The following is a 15,951-nucleotide window of genomic DNA, read 5'->3' as shown; positions in this document are numbered from 1 at the left end:
CCATGTCATTCCTTAAGCTCGACAACGTCGTAAAGCGCTTTGGCTCCTTGACTGTGGTCCACGGGGTCAGTCTCGAGGCCGAGAATGGCGAGTTCGTCGTCTTCGTCGGCCCGTCGGGCTGCGGAAAATCGACGCTGCTACGTATGATCGCGGGTCTCGAGGAAATTTCAGCGGGCGATGTCTCGATCGACGGCCGGATCGTCACGGGGCTCGCGCCGGCCGATCGCGAAGTCTCGATGGTGTTCCAGTCCTACGCGCTCTATCCGCACATGACGGTGTTCGACAACATCGCGTTCGGCCTGAAGATGGCGAAGATGCCCGCCGACAAGATCAAGGCGCGCGTAGACGAAGCCGCGTCCATCCTTCAAATAGGTCCCCTGCTGTCGCGCAAACCCCGCCAGCTCTCCGGCGGCCAACGGCAACGCGTTGCGATCGGCCGTGCCATTGTGCGCCATCCGAAGCTGTTCCTGTTCGACGAGCCACTGTCCAACCTCGACGCCGAATTGCGCTCGCAGATGCGGGTCGAAATCGCCAAGCTGCATCGCGAGCTCGGCGTAGCCATGGTCTACGTGACACACGACCAGGTCGAGGCGATGACGCTCGCCGACCGTATCGTCGTGTTGCGCGCGGGCCAGATCGAACAGGTCGGCTCGCCGAGCGAGCTCTACGACAGACCTGCGAACCGCTTCGTCGCCGGCTTCATCGGCTCGCCCAAGATGAATTTCATCGAAGCGAAGGTCGCAGCCGTGAGCGACCACGCGATCTCGGTCTCGCATCCCGCCTTCGCCGGAGGAACCCTGAGCATCGGACGCGCGCCGAAATGCGCGCTCGCTGCAGGTACGCCTGTCACCGTCGGACTGCGGCCGGACAATCTCGTGATCGGCGGGCCGAATCCCATCCTGAATCTCACTGCCGATTTCTCGGAAAATCTCGGCGGCCATACCCAGGTCTATGCCACCGCACCCGATGCGCCGCAGATCACCATCCTCGTACAAGGACGGCCGTCGATCGGACGGGGCGCCGCGCTCCCGGTCGGCCTCGCTTCGGGCCAGATCTACTTGTTCGACGCGGCGAGCGGCATCGCAATCTGATCGGACAGGCATACACATACAAGCACAGGATGCTGACGTGACCAGCCATCTCGGTATCGACATCGGCACCTCCTCGGTCAAGGCAGTCCTGATCGACTCCCGGCAGAACTTCATCGCCGAGGGCTCTGCACCGCTCGACGTGAGCCGACCTCAGCCGCTGTGGTCCGAGCAGGATCCGGAGAGTTGGTGGAGCGCCGCACAGACCGCCGTCGGCACCGTGCGAACCGCTGCACCGCGCGAGTGGAGCGCGCTTACCTCCATCGGCCTGTCAGGCCAGCAGCATGGCGCGACACTGCTCGACGCGACCGGCAAGGCCCTGCGCCCCTGCATCTTGTGGAACGACGGTCGAGCCGGGCTCGAATGCAGTGAACTGCTGGAGTCGGTTGCGGACTTCACGACGCGTTCCCTGAACACCACGATGCCGGGCTTCACGGCCCCGAAGCTGCTTTGGGTAGCGAAGCACGAACCCGACATCTTTGCGAAAACGGCGAAGATCCTCCTGCCGAAGGATTACGTACGCTTTCGTCTCTCCGGCGAATATGCCTCCGAAATGTCGGACAGCGCCGGCACTCTCTGGCTCAACGTCGCCCAGCGCCGTTGGGATGCAACGCTGCTTGCCGCCTGCGGCCTGAAAGAAGCACAGATGCCATACCTCGTCGAGGGCTCGGCGGTCTCCGCCTGTCTCTCGCCGCAGGTCGCGGCCGACTGGGGACTTGCCGGTTGCAATGTTCTGATCGCGGGAGGCGGCGGCGACAACGCCTGCTCAGCCGTCGGCGTCGGCGCGGCTCGTGCCGGCGACGGCTTCCTGTCGCTCGGGACGTCGGGTGTCATCTTCGCAGTTACCAACCGTCCGGCCGCATTGCCGGAGCGGACGTTGCATGCCTTTTGCCACGCACTGCCTGATCGCTGGCACGGAATGGTCGTTGCGCTCTCCGCGGCATCAGCGTTGTCATGGATCGCCGCGATCACCGGCGCCGGTGGCGATACCAAGGGACTTCTTGCGCGCGTCGAGCGCTTCGCCTCCGATTCAAGACGACGAGCGCACGCACCGGTGTTTCTGCCCTATCTAACCGGGGAACGGACCCCGCACAACGATCCTCATGCGACTGCGGCGTTCGGCGGATTAACGGTCGATCACGGTCCCGAGGCAATGGTCTATGCCGTCATCGAAGGCGTCGCCTTTGCCCTGCGCGATTGCCTGGATGTGCTCGTCGAAGCCGGCGCCGCACCGACCTCCTGCATGATGGTCGGCGGTGGATCGCGCAGTCTCTACTGGGCCCAGCTCCTTGCAGATGCCACGGGCCTCACGCTCGACCTACCGCAAGGCGCCGAACTCGGCGCAGCCTTCGGTGCCGCGCGGCTGGGAATGATCGCGGCCGGCGTGCCCGAGCAAGAGGCCTGCGTCAAACCGACGATCCGCACGACGTTTTCGCCCGACCGCACCAACGATGCCCTGCTCCGCGAACGCGCAGCACGCGTGCGGGAGCTATATCGTCGAAAATCCTAGCCTCACCTCGATCTGTAGATTCCCGGTCAATTGGAAGAAGCGCTGGCCGAGGCTCATGCCCTTGTGCGGCGAACGGAGGAAGGTGAAGCCCTGCCGCTCCTTGGCGTGCCATTCGGCATCGAGGACAATATCGACGTCGAGAACATGCCAACGACAGCGATCATCGCGCTGAACCCGATCGATGTCTTGATCCTCGGCAATCACGGTCTCGTGGTTGGCGCAGCAGACTGCGACGAGGCGGAAGCTCAGGTCCATGAGGTTGAAGAGCGCCTCTCGCTAGCCCCTCGCCGCCCCTCGGCGGTGGATGATCAAGCACTTTGCAGCATATGCTCAGGCACGGACTATCGCCTGCCGGCCAATCCTCTCTGCCACAGCATCGCCACCGGCCGCTTCAGCTGTGCGATTGCGGACAAGCGGCTCGCTGTACCCGGACCACGTCGTTTTTTTAGGACCGGGTCTACCAATATTGGCGGAAGGCCAGGACCTGACTGCCATGACAATGCATGCCAGCGCCGTTGGACTGCGCTCGCCCCTTTTGCACGCTGATTCCAGGCATTGGCGCCGTCATTCGGGCGGACGCCAGTCCCGGCGAGGCCATGTTGACCTGTCTCGCGCTCGTGACGGGCCGCCTGCCTCTCGTTCCGAGATCAGCTACCTGTCGGTCGAGAACGAGCAAGCCCTTTTGAATCGGGACGCCGAACGCTACCGGCGGCAATTGACCGCCGATCGCTGACGACGCTCCGAGCTGGGCATTTGCCAACGTCGGTATAGACGACGGTGCCGCGACGTCGGATAGTCCAAATCAATCGAAGAAGTCGTGATCGCGTTAAAGGAGGATACATGCTGAAATCGATCGACCCTCTTCTCAATGCAGACGTACTCTATGCCCTGCGGTCAATGGGGCACGGCGACGATCTCGTCCTCTGCGACACCAATTTCCCCGCCGACTCCGTCGCCCGCCAGACCGTCCTGGGCCGCCTGTTGCGCATCGACAATGCCAGCGCCGGACGCGCCGCGCGCGCGATCCTGTCGGTGCTGCCCCTCGACAGTTTTGTCGACAAGCCGGCGTCTCGCATGGAGATCGTCGGCCAGCCCGGCGAAATACCTGAAGTGCAGCGCGAAGTGCAGGCCGCGATCGATGCAGCGGAAGGACGCTCGTTTCCTATGGGGTCGGTCGAGCGATTTGCCTTTTATGAACTCGCCAAGAAATCCTATTGTGTGATCCAGACCGGCGAAAGGCGCTTCTACGGCTGCTTCATCTTCAAGAAGGGCGTCATCCCGCCCGACGCCTGATCGAGTTCTGGCGGTGCACATGCGTCCGGCATAATATGACGCCGGTGCCGTCCGGAACCCAACCCATTCGCGCTCGCCGCGAACGCCTTCGACGCTGCACGTCGTCTCGGCTGATCATCCATCTTGCGGCGCGGCATCATCGACGGCTGTCATCGTCGTTCACGTCGACATCGTACAGAGCTTCAGACTCGCTTGCTTTCGTTGACTTTCGAGTGAGCCGTTGCATACTCGACGCGGCCTCTATGCCTCCATCACGACGACACCGAACTCCGCGGGCGCAACTGCCTCGATGTGCTCCGGCGATTCAGACTTCGCGTCAAGAAAGTCAAAAGGGAGGGTACCGCGGTGAAACAGCAGGATCATGATCGGCATTCCGTAATTCAGCCGAACCGGCGTACTGTGCTGAAAGGTGCGGCTAGCGCCGCAGCGTTGGGCACGAGTGGCGCGCTCGGCACGTTCTCGGAGCTTGCGCTTGCGCAAGCCAATCTGCGCGCGCAGATCACCCAAATCCCGGGCATCGGCAAGGGCGCGCCGACGGACGCCGACTGGCAGAAAGTCGGCGAGCTCTGCCTCGGCCCGACCAAGGCGAGCATCAAGGAAGGCGAGTTCAAGGGCGTCGAACTCTCCTTCATGGGGCTCAACAATCAGAACCTGCACAATCTCCTCTTCCGCGGCTTCCTCAAACCATGGGAGGCATATACGGGTGCAAAAATCTCCTGGATCGATCTCGCGCAGGCGGACTACAACCCGCGCTTGCAGCAGGCGATCGCGACCAGCACTGTCGACTTCGACATCCTGGAGATGGGCGCGCCCTTCGAAGGCGACGTCTGCGGCAAGGGACTGGCGTCGGAGATGCCCGACTGGGTCAAGAAGCAGATCGATGTCGACGACTACGTTGATTACCTGAAGCCGCCGGTCGGAACCTGGAACGGCAAGACTTATCGCGTCACGATCGATGGCGACTGCCACAACTTCAACTACCGGACCGACGTCTTCTCCGACGCAGCCCTCGCCAAGGCCTGGAAAGACGCGGGCAACTCGACCGAATGGGGAGTGCCGAAGACCTGGCAGCAGGTGCAGGCGGTGACGAAGTTCCTCAAGGGCAAGAAGATCAAGAACCAGAACGCGTTCGGTTATCTCGACGCGCCAAAGCCTTGGGGCGGGTTCGGCTTCTATTTCCTCGGCAGCCGCGCCTCGGCCTATGCCAAGCATCCCGACGACAAGGCCTGGCTGTTCGACATCGACACGATGAAGCCGCGTATCAACAATCCGGCCTGGGTTCGCGCGATCCAGGACGTCATCGACGCACTGCCGTTCGAGCCTGCTGACCAGCTCAACGCCGATCCAAACACGACCGGCTTCCAACAATTCCTGGCTGGCATCGGCTCGATGATCCCCTGGTGGGGCGACATCGGCCAGGTGGCGAAGGCGAGCGACACCTCTGTGGTCGGAGACGTTGTCGGCTTTGACATCCTGCCGGGCTCAGACGATGTCTACAACTCCAAGACCGGGCAATGGGACAAGCTCGCAAGCGGCCCGAACCATGCGCCAAATTGCGCCTATCTCGGCTGGGGCGTTTACGTCATGGCGCGAGTCAATGGAGACGAGAAGAAGCACAAGGCGGCGTGGAGCGCTGCCGCACACCTTGGCGGCAAGGACCTGTCGCTCTGGATGGTGATGTATCCTTCGGGCTTCCAGGCCCACCGCACCAGCCATTTCCAGTACGACGAATGGGTGGCGGCGGGCTACGACCGCAAATACATCACCTCCTACTTGAACTCGCAGCTCGCCTCCTACAATCATCCGAACCGCGCCGTGGAGCCGCGCATTCCCGGCATTTTTCAGTACTACAGCATCGCGGAAGACGAGCTCACCAAAATCTTCGCCGGCAAGGTTGACGCGCAGACGGGCGCCAACAACATCGCGGCCGCTTGGGAAAAACTGACCGACCAGATCGGCCGCGAGCGGCAGATCGGGCTCTACAAGGCCTCTCTCGGCGTGTAGCGGGCACCTGCGCGATGCCATCGGCTGGCGCCTCCGGCGCCAGCCGAAAACTTGCCCGGCGACAATAACCGACTCAGAATGCGGCTCATCTCGATGCAGAATTCCGTACCCGTTAGCGACGACCTGCACCACCGGCCAGCGACGAAGCGCGTATCCGGCAGCAGGGCGGTCGCCGGCCGCGCGCTTATACTGCTGGCGTCGCTCGGCTTCCTGCTTGTTCTCTTCATTCAGGTCTTGCACACGACCGGCACGATGACTGCCGGATTTTCCGATTGGCGGCCGATCCTCATCGCCTATCTCGTCTGGGCCGTTGCATTTGGCGTCGGACAAGTTCTGACTCGTGGCGAGCGTGGCCAGCGCGCGCTGTTCCTGCTGCCGGCGGTGTTCTTCACCGTCGCCGTCGTGATCTTCCCGACGATCTTCGGGATCTATATCGCCTCGCTCGACTGGAATCTGAGCTCGATCGAAGGCCCGCGCTTCAGCGGCTTCGACAACGTCAGGGGCATGCTGAACGACACCTATTACTGGAATGCGCTCGGTAACATGGTCTTTTACACGGTCGCGGTGCTCGGCGAATACGCAATCGCGTTCGGGCTGGCGCTGCTTCTTAGCGCTGAGATCCGCGCGCGAAAATTCTTCCGCGTGGTCTTCCTGCTGCCGATGATGCTCAGCCCTGTCGCCGTCAGCTGGATGATCGGCAAGTCGCTTTTGGAGTATCGCTTCGGACCTATGGCGACGCTGGCGCGCTATCTCGGATGGGACAATCCAGCGTTCTTCGCCTCGCCGTGGATGGCGCGCTTCAGCATCCAGGCGATGGATGCATGGGTGTCGATCCCCTTCATCATGATTATCCTTCTCGCAGGCCTCCAGGCCATGCCGAAGGAGGTACAGGAGGCGGCCAAGGTCGACGGTGCGAATGGCTGGCAGTCGTTCTGGCACGTCACCTTTCCGATCATGCTGCCGGTTAGCATCACCGTCCTCATCATCCGCATCATTTTCAAGCTCAAGCTCGCCGATATCGTGATCAACGTCACCGCGGGAGGCCCGGGCGGAGCAACCGACACGGTGTCGAGCTTCATCTACCGCGTCTACCGCGACCGATCGAATGTCGGATACGGCACGGCGCTCGCTATGGTTTACCTGCTGATGATCATCGTGATCCTGACCGTCCTGCTGCGCCTGTCGAAGCGCTGGACGCAGAAAGTCGTCTAGGGCGCGGAAAGTCACTTCCAAACGGAGCTGCTCAACTTGGCGCGATCGACCCAGGCATCGAAGCTCATCCGGAGGCATCCGGCGCCCCCCCGCGCCAAGCGGATGTTAGGCCGCATGCTGATCTACGCTGCACTCGTGTTCTGGACGTTCATCTGCCTGTTCCCGATCTACTGGACCGTTACGACGTCGTTCAAATCGGCAGTCGATGTGACGCAAGCCCACCTGGTTCCCTGGGTCGATTTTCAGCCGGACTGGAAGGGGTGGCGCTCGCTCGGCCTGTCGCCAGATACACTGTTCGGGACCTCGACGGCCCGCTCCGAATTCGTCAATCGCTTCGTCAACAGCATCATCACGTCCGTCGGTGCATCCTTGCTGGCACTGATCCTCGGGTCTCTGGCGGCCTACGGCTTGAGCCGCTTCCGCTACAAGTTCGCCTGGATGCGCAACGATGACATCCTGTTCTTCTTCATGTCCCAGTTGATCCTGCCGCCGGTCGTGCTTGCGTTGCCGTTCCTCGTCCTCTACAAGGCATTGGCCCTACTCGACACGCGACTTGGCCTCGTCTTGCTCTACACGCTGACCGTGCTGCCACTCGTCATCTGGATCATGCGCGATCAATTCAATGCGATTCCGATCGAGCTCGACGAAGCTGCCTTCGTGGACGGTCTGTCGATCTGGGGCGCTTTCCTACGGATCATTCTGCCGCTCGCGGCTCCCGGAATGATGGCCGCATTCGTTCTCTCGCTGGTGCTATGCTGGAACGAATATTTCTTCGCGGCGCTGTTGACGAGCACCGACGCGAAAACACTCCCCGTTATGGTGGCGAGTCAGACTGGCTCGCAAGGCATCAATTGGTGGTCGATGGCGGCTCTGTCGACGGCGGCGATCGCACCACTCGTCTTGGTCGGCATTTTCCTTGAGCGCTACATCGTCAGCGGCTTGACTACCGGGGCTGGAAAGTAGCCGGGGCCTCGAGGCGGTGATCCGCCAGATGCGTGATTCCGCTTGCGATCCAGTCGACATCGTTTTCGCTAACGGACGATATTGGCGGGCGCGGCGAGCCCATTCGGCGGCCGGTGGTCATGAGAAGTTTTGGACCCCCTCAATCAGCATTCTTCACCCTTACGCTGAATAGCAGCCCTCCACCGTCAATTCGACCGCGTCCCGCCCGACAACGCTACGGTACAACATGACTAAGCTGGTCGTCGCACTCCAGCTGGAGTCGATGCGAAAGTCGAAGGGTATTGACGAATTTCGCGACACCAGCCGCGTTCCATTTTTTTCGAACACAACTGAGAACACGCGCGGAGGAACCATTACTTCTTGTCGCCGTTTTGCAACCTGGCAAGCCTAGGCGATATAGAGGGCTTTAATACCCGCGTGCTTGAAAGCGAACGGGGTCCAACGTGCATCTGACCATCCGACGCCTATCGAGCGCAACACGGACGCCGGAAGTGGTCGTCGTGATATGCTATAAAGGCATACGCGCGCCGACCCAGAAAGATTGTGTCAGTGGAGCGAGCCGCGGGGCTGATGGTTCTCTGACTGATCATCCAATTGAGCGCTCATCCGCTCCAATCGTTGCTCTAGCTGCTCATTGACAAGCATCAATGCCCTAAGCGCGCCGCGCACGTCACCATCACAAGCGGCGACGACCTCGTCAATCGCGAGTTCGTATGCATCAAGAAGAGAACTGGTGTGTGAGCGTGGCATGCGAACAACATACAAGCATAAAATCTTGCTGGAGAAATAATTGCGCAGCATCATCCCCGCTATTCACAGCGGAGCGGGCTTGCGTCAAATCGTTTCTGGATTTGAATTTCGACGGCAATTTTTACCGCGCTGCACATCAATCGGCCGTGCAGCATCCGAGACATTGAGTTGGTGGTCGGGGGTAAAGATGTTTGAAATCTATTTCAATCGTAAACGTGATTTTCTCGTCTTAAGCAAAGGCTCTCCGATCCCGGCACTTGATCCATCGATCAAATGGCGGAAGAGCAAAAAAAGAGTTTCTAGGGTCAGCGACGAGATTAGATTGGCCGTTGAGAGACAAGGCTACTACGTTCGGCGCTTGCGGGATGCCAAGGTACGGACGAACTCAGTTTGAACACAAACGGCACCCTCAATACTCTCTCACCGCGCTGTCGAGGCTTGCGATGTCTGGATGCGCGCGCCTTGAGACGAGGCGAAGGCGCTACACGCGAGCCAGTCTCGTTGAGGTTGGCAGGCCCACCCGGCTGTCCGATTGTTGCCTCAGCCCTCCATAAATCCCCAAAGTACGATCAAGTAATAGACCACAACCGCGACGACAACGTTGATCGCAACTATCAGCAAAACATCGATAGGTAAGATCGGTTTCCGTCTAGCCATCGCTGCGATCCTAGCCGGGCTGAGATACCCTGACTGCTCACAAATGATGGCCGATGCACGTTACTCGGCTACTGTTGCGTTAGCGCCGCAGGTAGTTCCATCCTATGAATAAAAGTCCGATCGCGGCGATCATCTGCAGTGGCTTTCCAAGCGGCTACGCCAAAGTAGGCAGTAAGCGCCAGAGCAACCGCGACCAAAACAGAATTGAACTGGGTCATCGATCGGCCTCTCTCCCCAATACAGAGAAGCACTTTCGATTTGGGTGCGCACGACTGAAAGCTGCAAATCTATAAGTTTGCGCGCGCAATCCACAGAGAAGAGGTTACCGAGCGTCTGCTTGTTTCCGGAAGTCTTCTTTCCTCGCCGTAGTGCCAACAGCGGAAGGGGCCGGTCCAATCGAAGGCTCGTCAGCACGCAAGGAGGGGCGCCGACACTTCCAAGCCAGGCCCGTCCTAACGGCACACGATCTGGCGAACAAGTCGCACCACTTTTGCGGGGTCACCAGAATCGTTCGCCAATTTCGGCGAGCGACGACGCAGTGGAAAGGAAACGCCGCAAAGCGTCGCCTTTCTCCACACGACGCGGCAGATGAAGATTCCGGAATGGCCTTCGAACGACAGCACAAACTCATTCGCAAATATGTAGTACGGCGTGGACACACGGGGCCCCCAGGGCGTTTATGTCGCGCACCACGCAAGGATGCGCCCCACGAATTCCATCAAATGACAGCCGCGCGGCCCGGTTGAACGACCGCAGCGACTGCGATCGCGCTCCATGAGTCAGCTTCCCGGTCCCGCCGACGTCCGGAAAACGGCAACATCTGCAACGTTGATTTGCTCGGCTCATATTAACAAGAGTCCTGTTGTCTTATTAAAATTGGATCGAAGTTGATGGTTAACTCGTACGCTTGACGCCGACCCGGCAGCTGGATGTCTGTGCTTTCGAGGCAGCCGGCCGGCTTCCCCGCAGCGCATGGATGCCGCCTTTGGCGCGCGAATTCACGACCAGCAATCTTGCTCGGTTGGTTCGTCTGACGACCGCCAACCGTTCTCGACCAATGGACTGGGCCGTGTAAAGGATCTGCTGGCGGTTCCTATCAAAACTATGAAAACGAAGTCTCGTCGAACAAAATCAAGTGAAGCCGCCGCAGTCCGAGCCGTAAACCGGCCGCGACACGCAGCAATCGTAACGTGCGCTATCGAGTTGAGCCTGGGATTTTCCGAGCGCGCAAAGAGGTAAGTTCAGCCGCGTAGCCGGACGCGCAACCGTTTGATGGTGGACGATACGACCCGATCGTAGGTCTCGAGCGCCGCCTCCGTCGCCAACTTGACGATTTCGCGGTAGGCGGCCTCGTTCACTTGAGTGAAACTGTCGCGGATTGCGCCAGCCAACTCTTCTTCGGTGACCGATAAACGATTTAGCTCTGCTTGTCCCGTAAGATGGCTATACAGATTGAGACGGTACACTTCGGTCGAAAGTTGCCAGGCCCAATCTTCGAGATTTAGTTCTTCAATCATTACCGCTATGCAGGACGGAAGGATGGATTTAAGAACCAACGCATGGTTAGCCTACTACTCCGCTCTGGCAGCGAACCCAACCATTTTCCGCGTCGGTCCCTTCGACTGTGGACTCAACCCTAGTGCATGATTTGCTTCAGGAACGCACGGGTGCGCTCGTGCCTAGGGTCCGAAAAAAACTGATGAGGCAGGCCCTCTTCAATAATCGCGCCAGCGTCCATGAACACCACCCTATCCGCAACGCTTCGCGCAAAGCCCATCTCGTGGGTAACACACACCATCGTCATCCCTTCGCGCGCGAGTGAGACCATCACGTCGAGCACCTCCTGGACCATCTCTGGATCCAGAGCCGACGTTGGCTCGTCGAACAGCATGACCTTCGGCTTCATGCAGAGCGCCCGCGCAATCGCAACGCGTTGCTGCTGCCCGCCCGAGAGCTGGCTTGGGTACTTGTCCGCTTGCTCGGCGATCCGGACCCGCGCCAGATACTGCCGTGCCGTCGCTTCGGCTTCCGGCTTTGGCACCTTGCGGATCTTGACCGGCGCGATCATCAAATTCTGCAGCACGGTGAGATGCGGAAACAGGTTGAACTGCTGGAACACCATTCCGACATCGCGGCGCACCACGTCCACATTTTTCGTGGTGTGATCTAGCTCAACGCCGTTGACGATGATTTTGCCATCGCGGTGCTCTTCGAGCCGATTGATGCAACGAATCATGGTCGATTTTCCGGACCCAGACGGACCGCAGACCACGACGCGCTCGCCGCGCGCGACACGGAAGTTGATACCCTTCAGCACCTGACTACTACCGTACCACTTGCTCACACCAGTCATCTCGATGATTGGCGCGGCTATGGCGGCAACTGTCAAATCAGGCTTGCTCATCATCGAGATCTCCAGGGCTCACGCGGCCATCCAACCGCCATCGACGAGAATGTTCTCACCAGTGATGAAGGTTGCATCGTCCGAGGCCAGAAAAAGCGCGGCCCCAGCCACATCGTCGGGCGCACCCAAGCGCGGCATCGGCGTGCGACTGCGTGAATAGTCCATCCAGCGTGTTTCTGCGGCGCGCCCCGGCTTGCCCGTCACGATCTTGCCGGGCGCCACCGCGTTACAGATGACGTGATCTCGCGCATAATCGGCGGCAATTTGCCGGGTGATGTAGACGACGCCAGCCTTCGAAGTGCCATAGGCGATATCCTCCGGACAGGCGATCATGCCGTGCTGAGACGAGATATTGACAATACGGCCGCGCACGTCGTTGCGCACCTCCTGCCTCAGCATCGTCGCAACCGCTGCCTTGCTCATCAGAAAGACGCCAGTGAGATTGACAGCAAATGCCCGGCTCCACTCCGCAAGGCTGATCTCGAGTAACGGCTTGCCGATGCCGATGGCCGCATTGTTAATGAGACCGTCGAGCCGGCCAAACTTCTCCACGGCGAACGCAATCGCCTGCTCCGCATCGGTTTCGCAGGACACATCAGTTCGAATGAACTCTACCTCGTAGCCGTCCGCCCGCAGCCGATCGATGGTCGGCACGCCCCCCTCGCGAACATCGGTGGTGACATCGGCGAGAACCAGCCGCGCGCCTTCGGCTGCAAACCGGCATGCGATGGCGCGCCCGATTCCAGACGAGGCGCCGGTGATCACGATGGACTTGCCGAATAACCGGCCCGTCATGACACGCCTCTCGATGCAGGGCCGTCGAGACCCATCCAGGACAGATAATCCGCTGCCGCCGTGTCCACGGGATAGGCAGGGTTGAACCCGGTGTCGCGCAGGAGACGCGCAACGCTCAGCGGCGCGCGGTCAACGGGAAGGTTGTAGCGGATGCCTGCAGTCTCGCCCGGCTCGGCGCAGCGCCAACGGAAATCCGGAAAGCGGCTTGAGAGCGCGCGGCACCAGTCCTGCAGGTCTGACATGCAGCCGCCACCGACGTGATAGACCGCATGGCCGAGGGCCATACCCATGGCGACTGCAGCGATACCGGCGGCGGCATCACGCGAGTAGATCCAGTCGGCGCGCATCGCACGCGGTAGCACCGCCTCGTGACCAGACCGTAGTGCCTGCAGGACCTGGTGGTGCGGGCTGAGCGCATCTCGCACTGGGGTTGGCAATTCCCAAGGACCATAGACCGGACCGAGTCGGACGATTCGTGTGTCGCAGCGGTGGAGATGCGCGATCCTGATCGCCGCCTGTTCCGCCGCAAGCTTGCTGATACCGTAGAGTGCGGAGGGCGCCGGATGGCTGATCGCCTCCTCAAAACAGCCGGACACGGTCGGAGCAGAAAAACCGTAGACGGCAACAGAACTCACCACAACGATACGCCGGATTCCGCCACGCGCGATCGCGCGCTCCATCAGGTTGACGGTACCGCCGACATTGACATCGACAATCCGGCGAGCATCCGTGCGTTCACGCTGCTCATTCGGCGTCACGGCGGCCGCGTGAATCACGCAGTCGATGGGCGCGGTCGCGAGCGCAGCGTCGAGATCGGCCTCGTCAGTAACATCGCCGCTGACATAGACCGCGCCCGCAAGCTCGGGGCGCGCCATCAGCTCCGTCGGAGCCGCCGGTAAGTCGAACAGTACGACGCGCTGGCCTGCCGCGAGCAAATGCTCTGCCAGCGCAAGTCCGATGAATCCGGCACCACCCGTGATCAGCGTGGCCATGACTACCGTGCCGCCAGGGCCTGCCGCTCCAGACGCGCGACCCAACGCGCAATCGGATACAGCAAGACGAAGAAGATCACCGCAGCCGCCATCAGCGGCGTCGGATTATAGGTCTGCTCCTGAGCGACACGCGCCGAGCGCAGCAGCTCGGGCAAAGCGACCAGCGCACCGATCGAGGTGGTCTTGACCAGCTCCAGTGAATTGCTGGCCAGCGGGGCCAGCACATTGCGTACGGCCTGCGGCAGGACAATGTAGAGCACGACATGCAAAGGCCTGAAGCCCAGCGCGCGCGCCGCCTCGTACTGGCCGCGAGACACGGACTCGATGCCCGCGCGAAAAATCTCGCCATAGTAGCCGGAGTTGTTGAGCACGATCGCAAGAACGGCGGCAGCAAAACCGCCCAAGGTCAACCCGAGGAACGGCAGGCCGTAGAACACCAGAATCAGCAGCACGACCACCGGAAACGCCCGGAAGACATCAATATAGACCAGCAGGGCAACGTTCAGCCAGCGATGATGGAAACTATAGGCCACGGCGATAGAGAGGCCCAGCAGGAGGCCGAGCGGCAGAGCCACCAACGCCAGGGTGACGGTGTAAAGTACGCCCTGCAGCAGCAGCGGATAGACCCGCACCAGCGCGTCGATGTCGGCAAAATTGTCCAGCAGCGCCTGCATAGTCTTCCCTTATCGTCCCTGCGCTGATCGCCACTCGATCCAGCGGCTGGCGACCACGAGCGGCAGAAAAAACAGCACGTAGAAGGCCGCGGCGAGCGTCAGTGGCGAGGGATTTGCGACCATCGCAGTCACGCTCTGCGCCTGCCCCAGCGTCTCCGGCAACGACACGGCGGTGCCCAGCGCAGTGCCCTTGCTGATCGAGATCGCCCGGTTGGTCAGAAGCGGCACCGACAGCCGGAAGGCCTGAGGCAGGATGATCTGCAGCAACGTGCGCACCCGCCCAAACCCGAGTGCGCTCGCGGCATCCCACTGTCCGCGGGGCACCGCCATGATGGCCGACCAGAATATCTCACTGCTGAACGCCGACAGCACCATCGCCAGCGACAGCACCGTGGTCACGAACGGCGAGAGGGTGAGCCCCACATAAGGCAGGCCGAAATAGATAAACACGATGATGACGAGTTGCGGCAGCGTCCGCAGTACGTCCACGTAAACAACGATCAACGCATTCAACGGCCGCAGGTTGGCACAACGCAGCAACGCCAGCAGCAGCCCCGTCGCGATGCCAAACAGAATAATCAGCAGCGTGACGGCAACCGTCACGCGAAAGCCCGCTAGTACGTTCGGAAACGCGAGCGCGATGACCTTCGGATTGAAATAGTACTCGAGAATACGGTCCATCGGCTGTCACCGTGTGGCCGCCGGACCGCTCTTGCGATCCGGCTGTGGTGCCCTCTATTTCTTGCAGGCCGGAATGTGGGCAGCGGGTTCGAAGCCCTTGAAGCCGGGAGGCCCGTAGCCGAAATACACTGTCTCGATCGCCGAGCCGGCATCCGGAGCGGCCCCGTACCACTTCTCGTGCAGCTTGCGCAGCCGCCCGTCGAGTTTCATGCATTCGATCACGTTCTCGACCTTGTTACGATACTCGGCGTCCTCCAGCCGGAACGCATAAGCGAAGTTGCGCCCATTGAAGTCCTTGTAGCCAACCTTGATCGTCTTGTTCTGACTGGCGGCATACACGGTAGTGGGGATTTCGTTCAGCGCAGTGAATGCGCGCCGAGTCAGCACGGCCTGCACGCTGTCCGGAAAGGTGTCATAGCGCTGCACCTCGAATCCGTACTTCTCTGCATTCGCGGTCGCCCAGGTGTCCGAGATGGTGCCGCGGTTCACTGCCACCGCCTTGCCCTTGAGATCGTCAAAGCTCTTCATCTCGTCGGCGGTGCGAGCCAGAAACCCGTTTCCGGTGGTGAATAGCGGCTCCGTATAGAGCATCCGCTCGGAGCGTTCGGCTGTCAGATTCAGCGGGTTGACCAGGAATTCGACCCTCTTGGCAAACAATGCCGCAAAGAGTCCAGAGAAGTTGATATCCACGATCTCGACCTTCGGACGGCCGAGTTCCTTGCCGATCTCGTTGATCAGATCCACGCCGAAGCCTTCAGGACCGTTCGTGCCTCGCACCATCCATGGTGCGACACCGAAATCGGACGCGACAACCAACGGCTTGTCGGAGGGGTGATCTGCCTCCTGGGCATGAGCCTCGATCCAGCCCGCGACCTGGACCCCGGCCATGATCAGCGCGATTGCAAGAAACTTCGATCGGAGTGTCATC

17 protein-coding genes are annotated in these 15,951 nt (G+C 60.7%); 8 read left to right on the top strand and 9 right to left on the bottom strand.

Annotated elements, in window-relative coordinates; all coding sequences use genetic code 11:
• Positions 1–2 precede the first annotated feature (2 nt).
• The 4 genes from ugpC (at position 3) to QA642_RS12260 (ending at position 3,891) form a co-directional block, all read left to right on the top strand.
• A complete protein-coding gene (ugpC, locus tag QA642_RS12275; RefSeq protein ID WP_283084898.1) occupies positions 3–1,091 on the top strand; it encodes a sn-glycerol-3-phosphate ABC transporter ATP-binding protein UgpC in 1,089 nt (362 codons plus the stop codon).
• Between the two features lie 37 nt (positions 1,092–1,128).
• Complete coding sequence (gene xylB / locus QA642_RS12270) at positions 1,129–2,598, top strand: xylulokinase (RefSeq protein ID WP_283084897.1); 1,470 nt, start codon at positions 1,129–1,131, stop codon at positions 2,596–2,598.
• A 30-nt stretch (positions 2,599–2,628) separates the two neighbouring features.
• Entirely contained in the window at positions 2,629–3,144 is a 516-nt protein-coding gene (locus QA642_RS12265; RefSeq protein WP_283084896.1) for an amidase family protein, read from the top strand.
• Between the two features lie 294 nt (positions 3,145–3,438).
• On the top strand, positions 3,439–3,891 hold the full coding sequence (locus QA642_RS12260; protein WP_283084895.1) for an RbsD/FucU family protein: 453 nt from the start codon (positions 3,439–3,441) through the stop codon (positions 3,889–3,891).
• A gap of 240 nt (positions 3,892–4,131) precedes the next feature.
• On the opposite strand, the gene QA642_RS12255 is transcribed toward QA642_RS12260, so the two are convergent.
• A complete protein-coding gene (locus QA642_RS12255; RefSeq protein ID WP_283087164.1) occupies positions 4,132–4,254 on the bottom strand; it encodes a hypothetical protein in 123 nt (40 codons plus the stop codon).
• Here QA642_RS12255 and QA642_RS12250 point away from each other — a divergent pair.
• The 3 genes from QA642_RS12250 (at position 4,237) to QA642_RS12240 (ending at position 8,070) form a co-directional block, all read left to right on the top strand.
• On the top strand, positions 4,237–5,895 hold the full coding sequence (locus QA642_RS12250) for a sugar ABC transporter substrate-binding protein (protein ID WP_283084894.1): 1,659 nt from the start codon (positions 4,237–4,239) through the stop codon (positions 5,893–5,895). The two genes, QA642_RS12255 and QA642_RS12250, sit on opposite strands and share 18 nt — an antisense overlap.
• Positions 5,896–5,988: 93 nt before the next feature.
• Positions 5,989–7,107 (top strand): sugar ABC transporter permease, encoded by a 1,119-nt coding sequence (locus tag QA642_RS12245; RefSeq protein WP_283084893.1) that lies wholly within the window; start codon positions 5,989–5,991, stop codon positions 7,105–7,107.
• 102 nt (positions 7,108–7,209) lie between these two features.
• The gene (locus QA642_RS12240) at positions 7,210–8,070 is read left to right on the top strand and encodes a carbohydrate ABC transporter permease (RefSeq protein ID WP_283086863.1); all 861 of its coding nucleotides are present in this window, start codon (positions 7,210–7,212) and stop codon (positions 8,068–8,070) included.
• A 546-nt stretch (positions 8,071–8,616) separates the two neighbouring features.
• Here the strand turns inward: QA642_RS12240 and QA642_RS12235 are convergent.
• Positions 8,617–8,820: a hypothetical protein gene (locus QA642_RS12235; protein WP_283086862.1), complete on the bottom strand. Its 204-nt coding sequence runs from the start codon at positions 8,818–8,820 to the stop codon at positions 8,617–8,619.
• A gap of 40 nt (positions 8,821–8,860) precedes the next feature.
• On the opposite strand from QA642_RS12235, the gene QA642_RS46490 reads away from it, so the two are divergent.
• Positions 8,861–9,214 (top strand): hypothetical protein, encoded by a 354-nt coding sequence (locus QA642_RS46490; RefSeq protein WP_342739427.1) that lies wholly within the window; start codon positions 8,861–8,863, stop codon positions 9,212–9,214.
• A gap of 1,504 nt (positions 9,215–10,718) precedes the next feature.
• On the opposite strand, the gene QA642_RS12225 is transcribed toward QA642_RS46490, so the two are convergent.
• The 7 genes from QA642_RS12225 to QA642_RS12195 all read right to left on the bottom strand — a co-directional run bounded on the left by QA642_RS12225 (position 10,719) and on the right by QA642_RS12195 (position 15,950).
• Positions 10,719–10,994 (bottom strand): hypothetical protein, encoded by a 276-nt coding sequence (locus tag QA642_RS12225; protein WP_283084892.1) that lies wholly within the window; start codon positions 10,992–10,994, stop codon positions 10,719–10,721.
• Between the two features lie 119 nt (positions 10,995–11,113).
• On the bottom strand, positions 11,114–11,884 hold the full coding sequence (locus QA642_RS12220) for an amino acid ABC transporter ATP-binding protein (RefSeq protein ID WP_283084891.1): 771 nt from the start codon (positions 11,882–11,884) through the stop codon (positions 11,114–11,116).
• Positions 11,885–11,899: 15 nt separating this feature from the next.
• Positions 11,900–12,676, bottom strand: coding sequence for an SDR family oxidoreductase (locus QA642_RS12215; RefSeq protein WP_283084890.1), 777 nt, complete (start codon positions 12,674–12,676; stop codon positions 11,900–11,902).
• The gene (locus tag QA642_RS12210) at positions 12,673–13,668 is read right to left on the bottom strand and encodes an NAD(P)-dependent oxidoreductase (RefSeq protein ID WP_283084889.1); all 996 of its coding nucleotides are present in this window, start codon (positions 13,666–13,668) and stop codon (positions 12,673–12,675) included. Before QA642_RS12210 ends, QA642_RS12215 begins: the two co-directional genes overlap by 4 nt.
• Before the next feature lie 2 nt (positions 13,669–13,670).
• Positions 13,671–14,342, bottom strand: coding sequence for an amino acid ABC transporter permease (locus QA642_RS12205; protein WP_283084888.1), 672 nt, complete (start codon positions 14,340–14,342; stop codon positions 13,671–13,673).
• 9 nt (positions 14,343–14,351) lie between these two features.
• A complete protein-coding gene (locus QA642_RS12200; RefSeq protein WP_283084887.1) occupies positions 14,352–15,023 on the bottom strand; it encodes an amino acid ABC transporter permease in 672 nt (223 codons plus the stop codon).
• Positions 15,024–15,077: 54 nt separating this feature from the next.
• Entirely contained in the window at positions 15,078–15,950 is an 873-nt protein-coding gene (locus tag QA642_RS12195; protein WP_283084886.1) for a transporter substrate-binding domain-containing protein, read from the bottom strand.
• Position 15,951 lies beyond the last annotated feature (1 nt).

This window comes from Bradyrhizobium sp. CB2312 (genome assembly GCF_029714425.1).
Taxonomy (GTDB): Bacteria; Pseudomonadota; Alphaproteobacteria; order Rhizobiales; family Xanthobacteraceae; genus Bradyrhizobium.
This window is presented reverse-complemented; position numbering and strand designations above follow the sequence as displayed.

Bases quoted from the DNA above. Each gene is read 5' to 3' on its own strand.
- ugpC (WP_283084898.1), top strand. From the start codon at position 3: ATGTCATTCCTTAAGCTCGACAACGTCGTAAAGCGCTTTGGCTCCTTG.
- QA642_RS12260 (WP_283084895.1), top strand. From the start codon at position 3,439: ATGCTGAAATCGATCGACCCTCTTCTCAATGCAGACGTACTCTATGCC.
- QA642_RS12255 (WP_283087164.1), bottom strand. From the start codon at position 4,254: ATGATCCTGCTGTTTCACCGCGGTACCCTCCCTTTTGACTTTCTTGAC.
- QA642_RS12245 (WP_283084893.1), top strand. From the start codon at position 5,989: ATGCAGAATTCCGTACCCGTTAGCGACGACCTGCACCACCGGCCAGCG.
- QA642_RS12240 (WP_283086863.1), top strand. From the start codon at position 7,210: ATGTTAGGCCGCATGCTGATCTACGCTGCACTCGTGTTCTGGACGTTC.
- QA642_RS12235 (WP_283086862.1), bottom strand. From the start codon at position 8,820: ATGCCACGCTCACACACCAGTTCTCTTCTTGATGCATACGAACTCGCG.
- QA642_RS12225 (WP_283084892.1), bottom strand. From the start codon at position 10,994: ATGATTGAAGAACTAAATCTCGAAGATTGGGCCTGGCAACTTTCGACC.
- QA642_RS12220 (WP_283084891.1), bottom strand. From the start codon at position 11,884: ATGATGAGCAAGCCTGATTTGACAGTTGCCGCCATAGCCGCGCCAATC.
- QA642_RS12215 (WP_283084890.1), bottom strand. From the start codon at position 12,676: ATGACGGGCCGGTTATTCGGCAAGTCCATCGTGATCACCGGCGCCTCG.
- QA642_RS12210 (WP_283084889.1), bottom strand. From the start codon at position 13,668: ATGGCCACGCTGATCACGGGTGGTGCCGGATTCATCGGACTTGCGCTG.
- QA642_RS12205 (WP_283084888.1), bottom strand. From the start codon at position 14,342: ATGCAGGCGCTGCTGGACAATTTTGCCGACATCGACGCGCTGGTGCGG.
- QA642_RS12200 (WP_283084887.1), bottom strand. From the start codon at position 15,023: ATGGACCGTATTCTCGAGTACTATTTCAATCCGAAGGTCATCGCGCTC.
- QA642_RS12195 (WP_283084886.1), bottom strand. From the start codon at position 15,950: ATGACACTCCGATCGAAGTTTCTTGCAATCGCGCTGATCATGGCCGGG.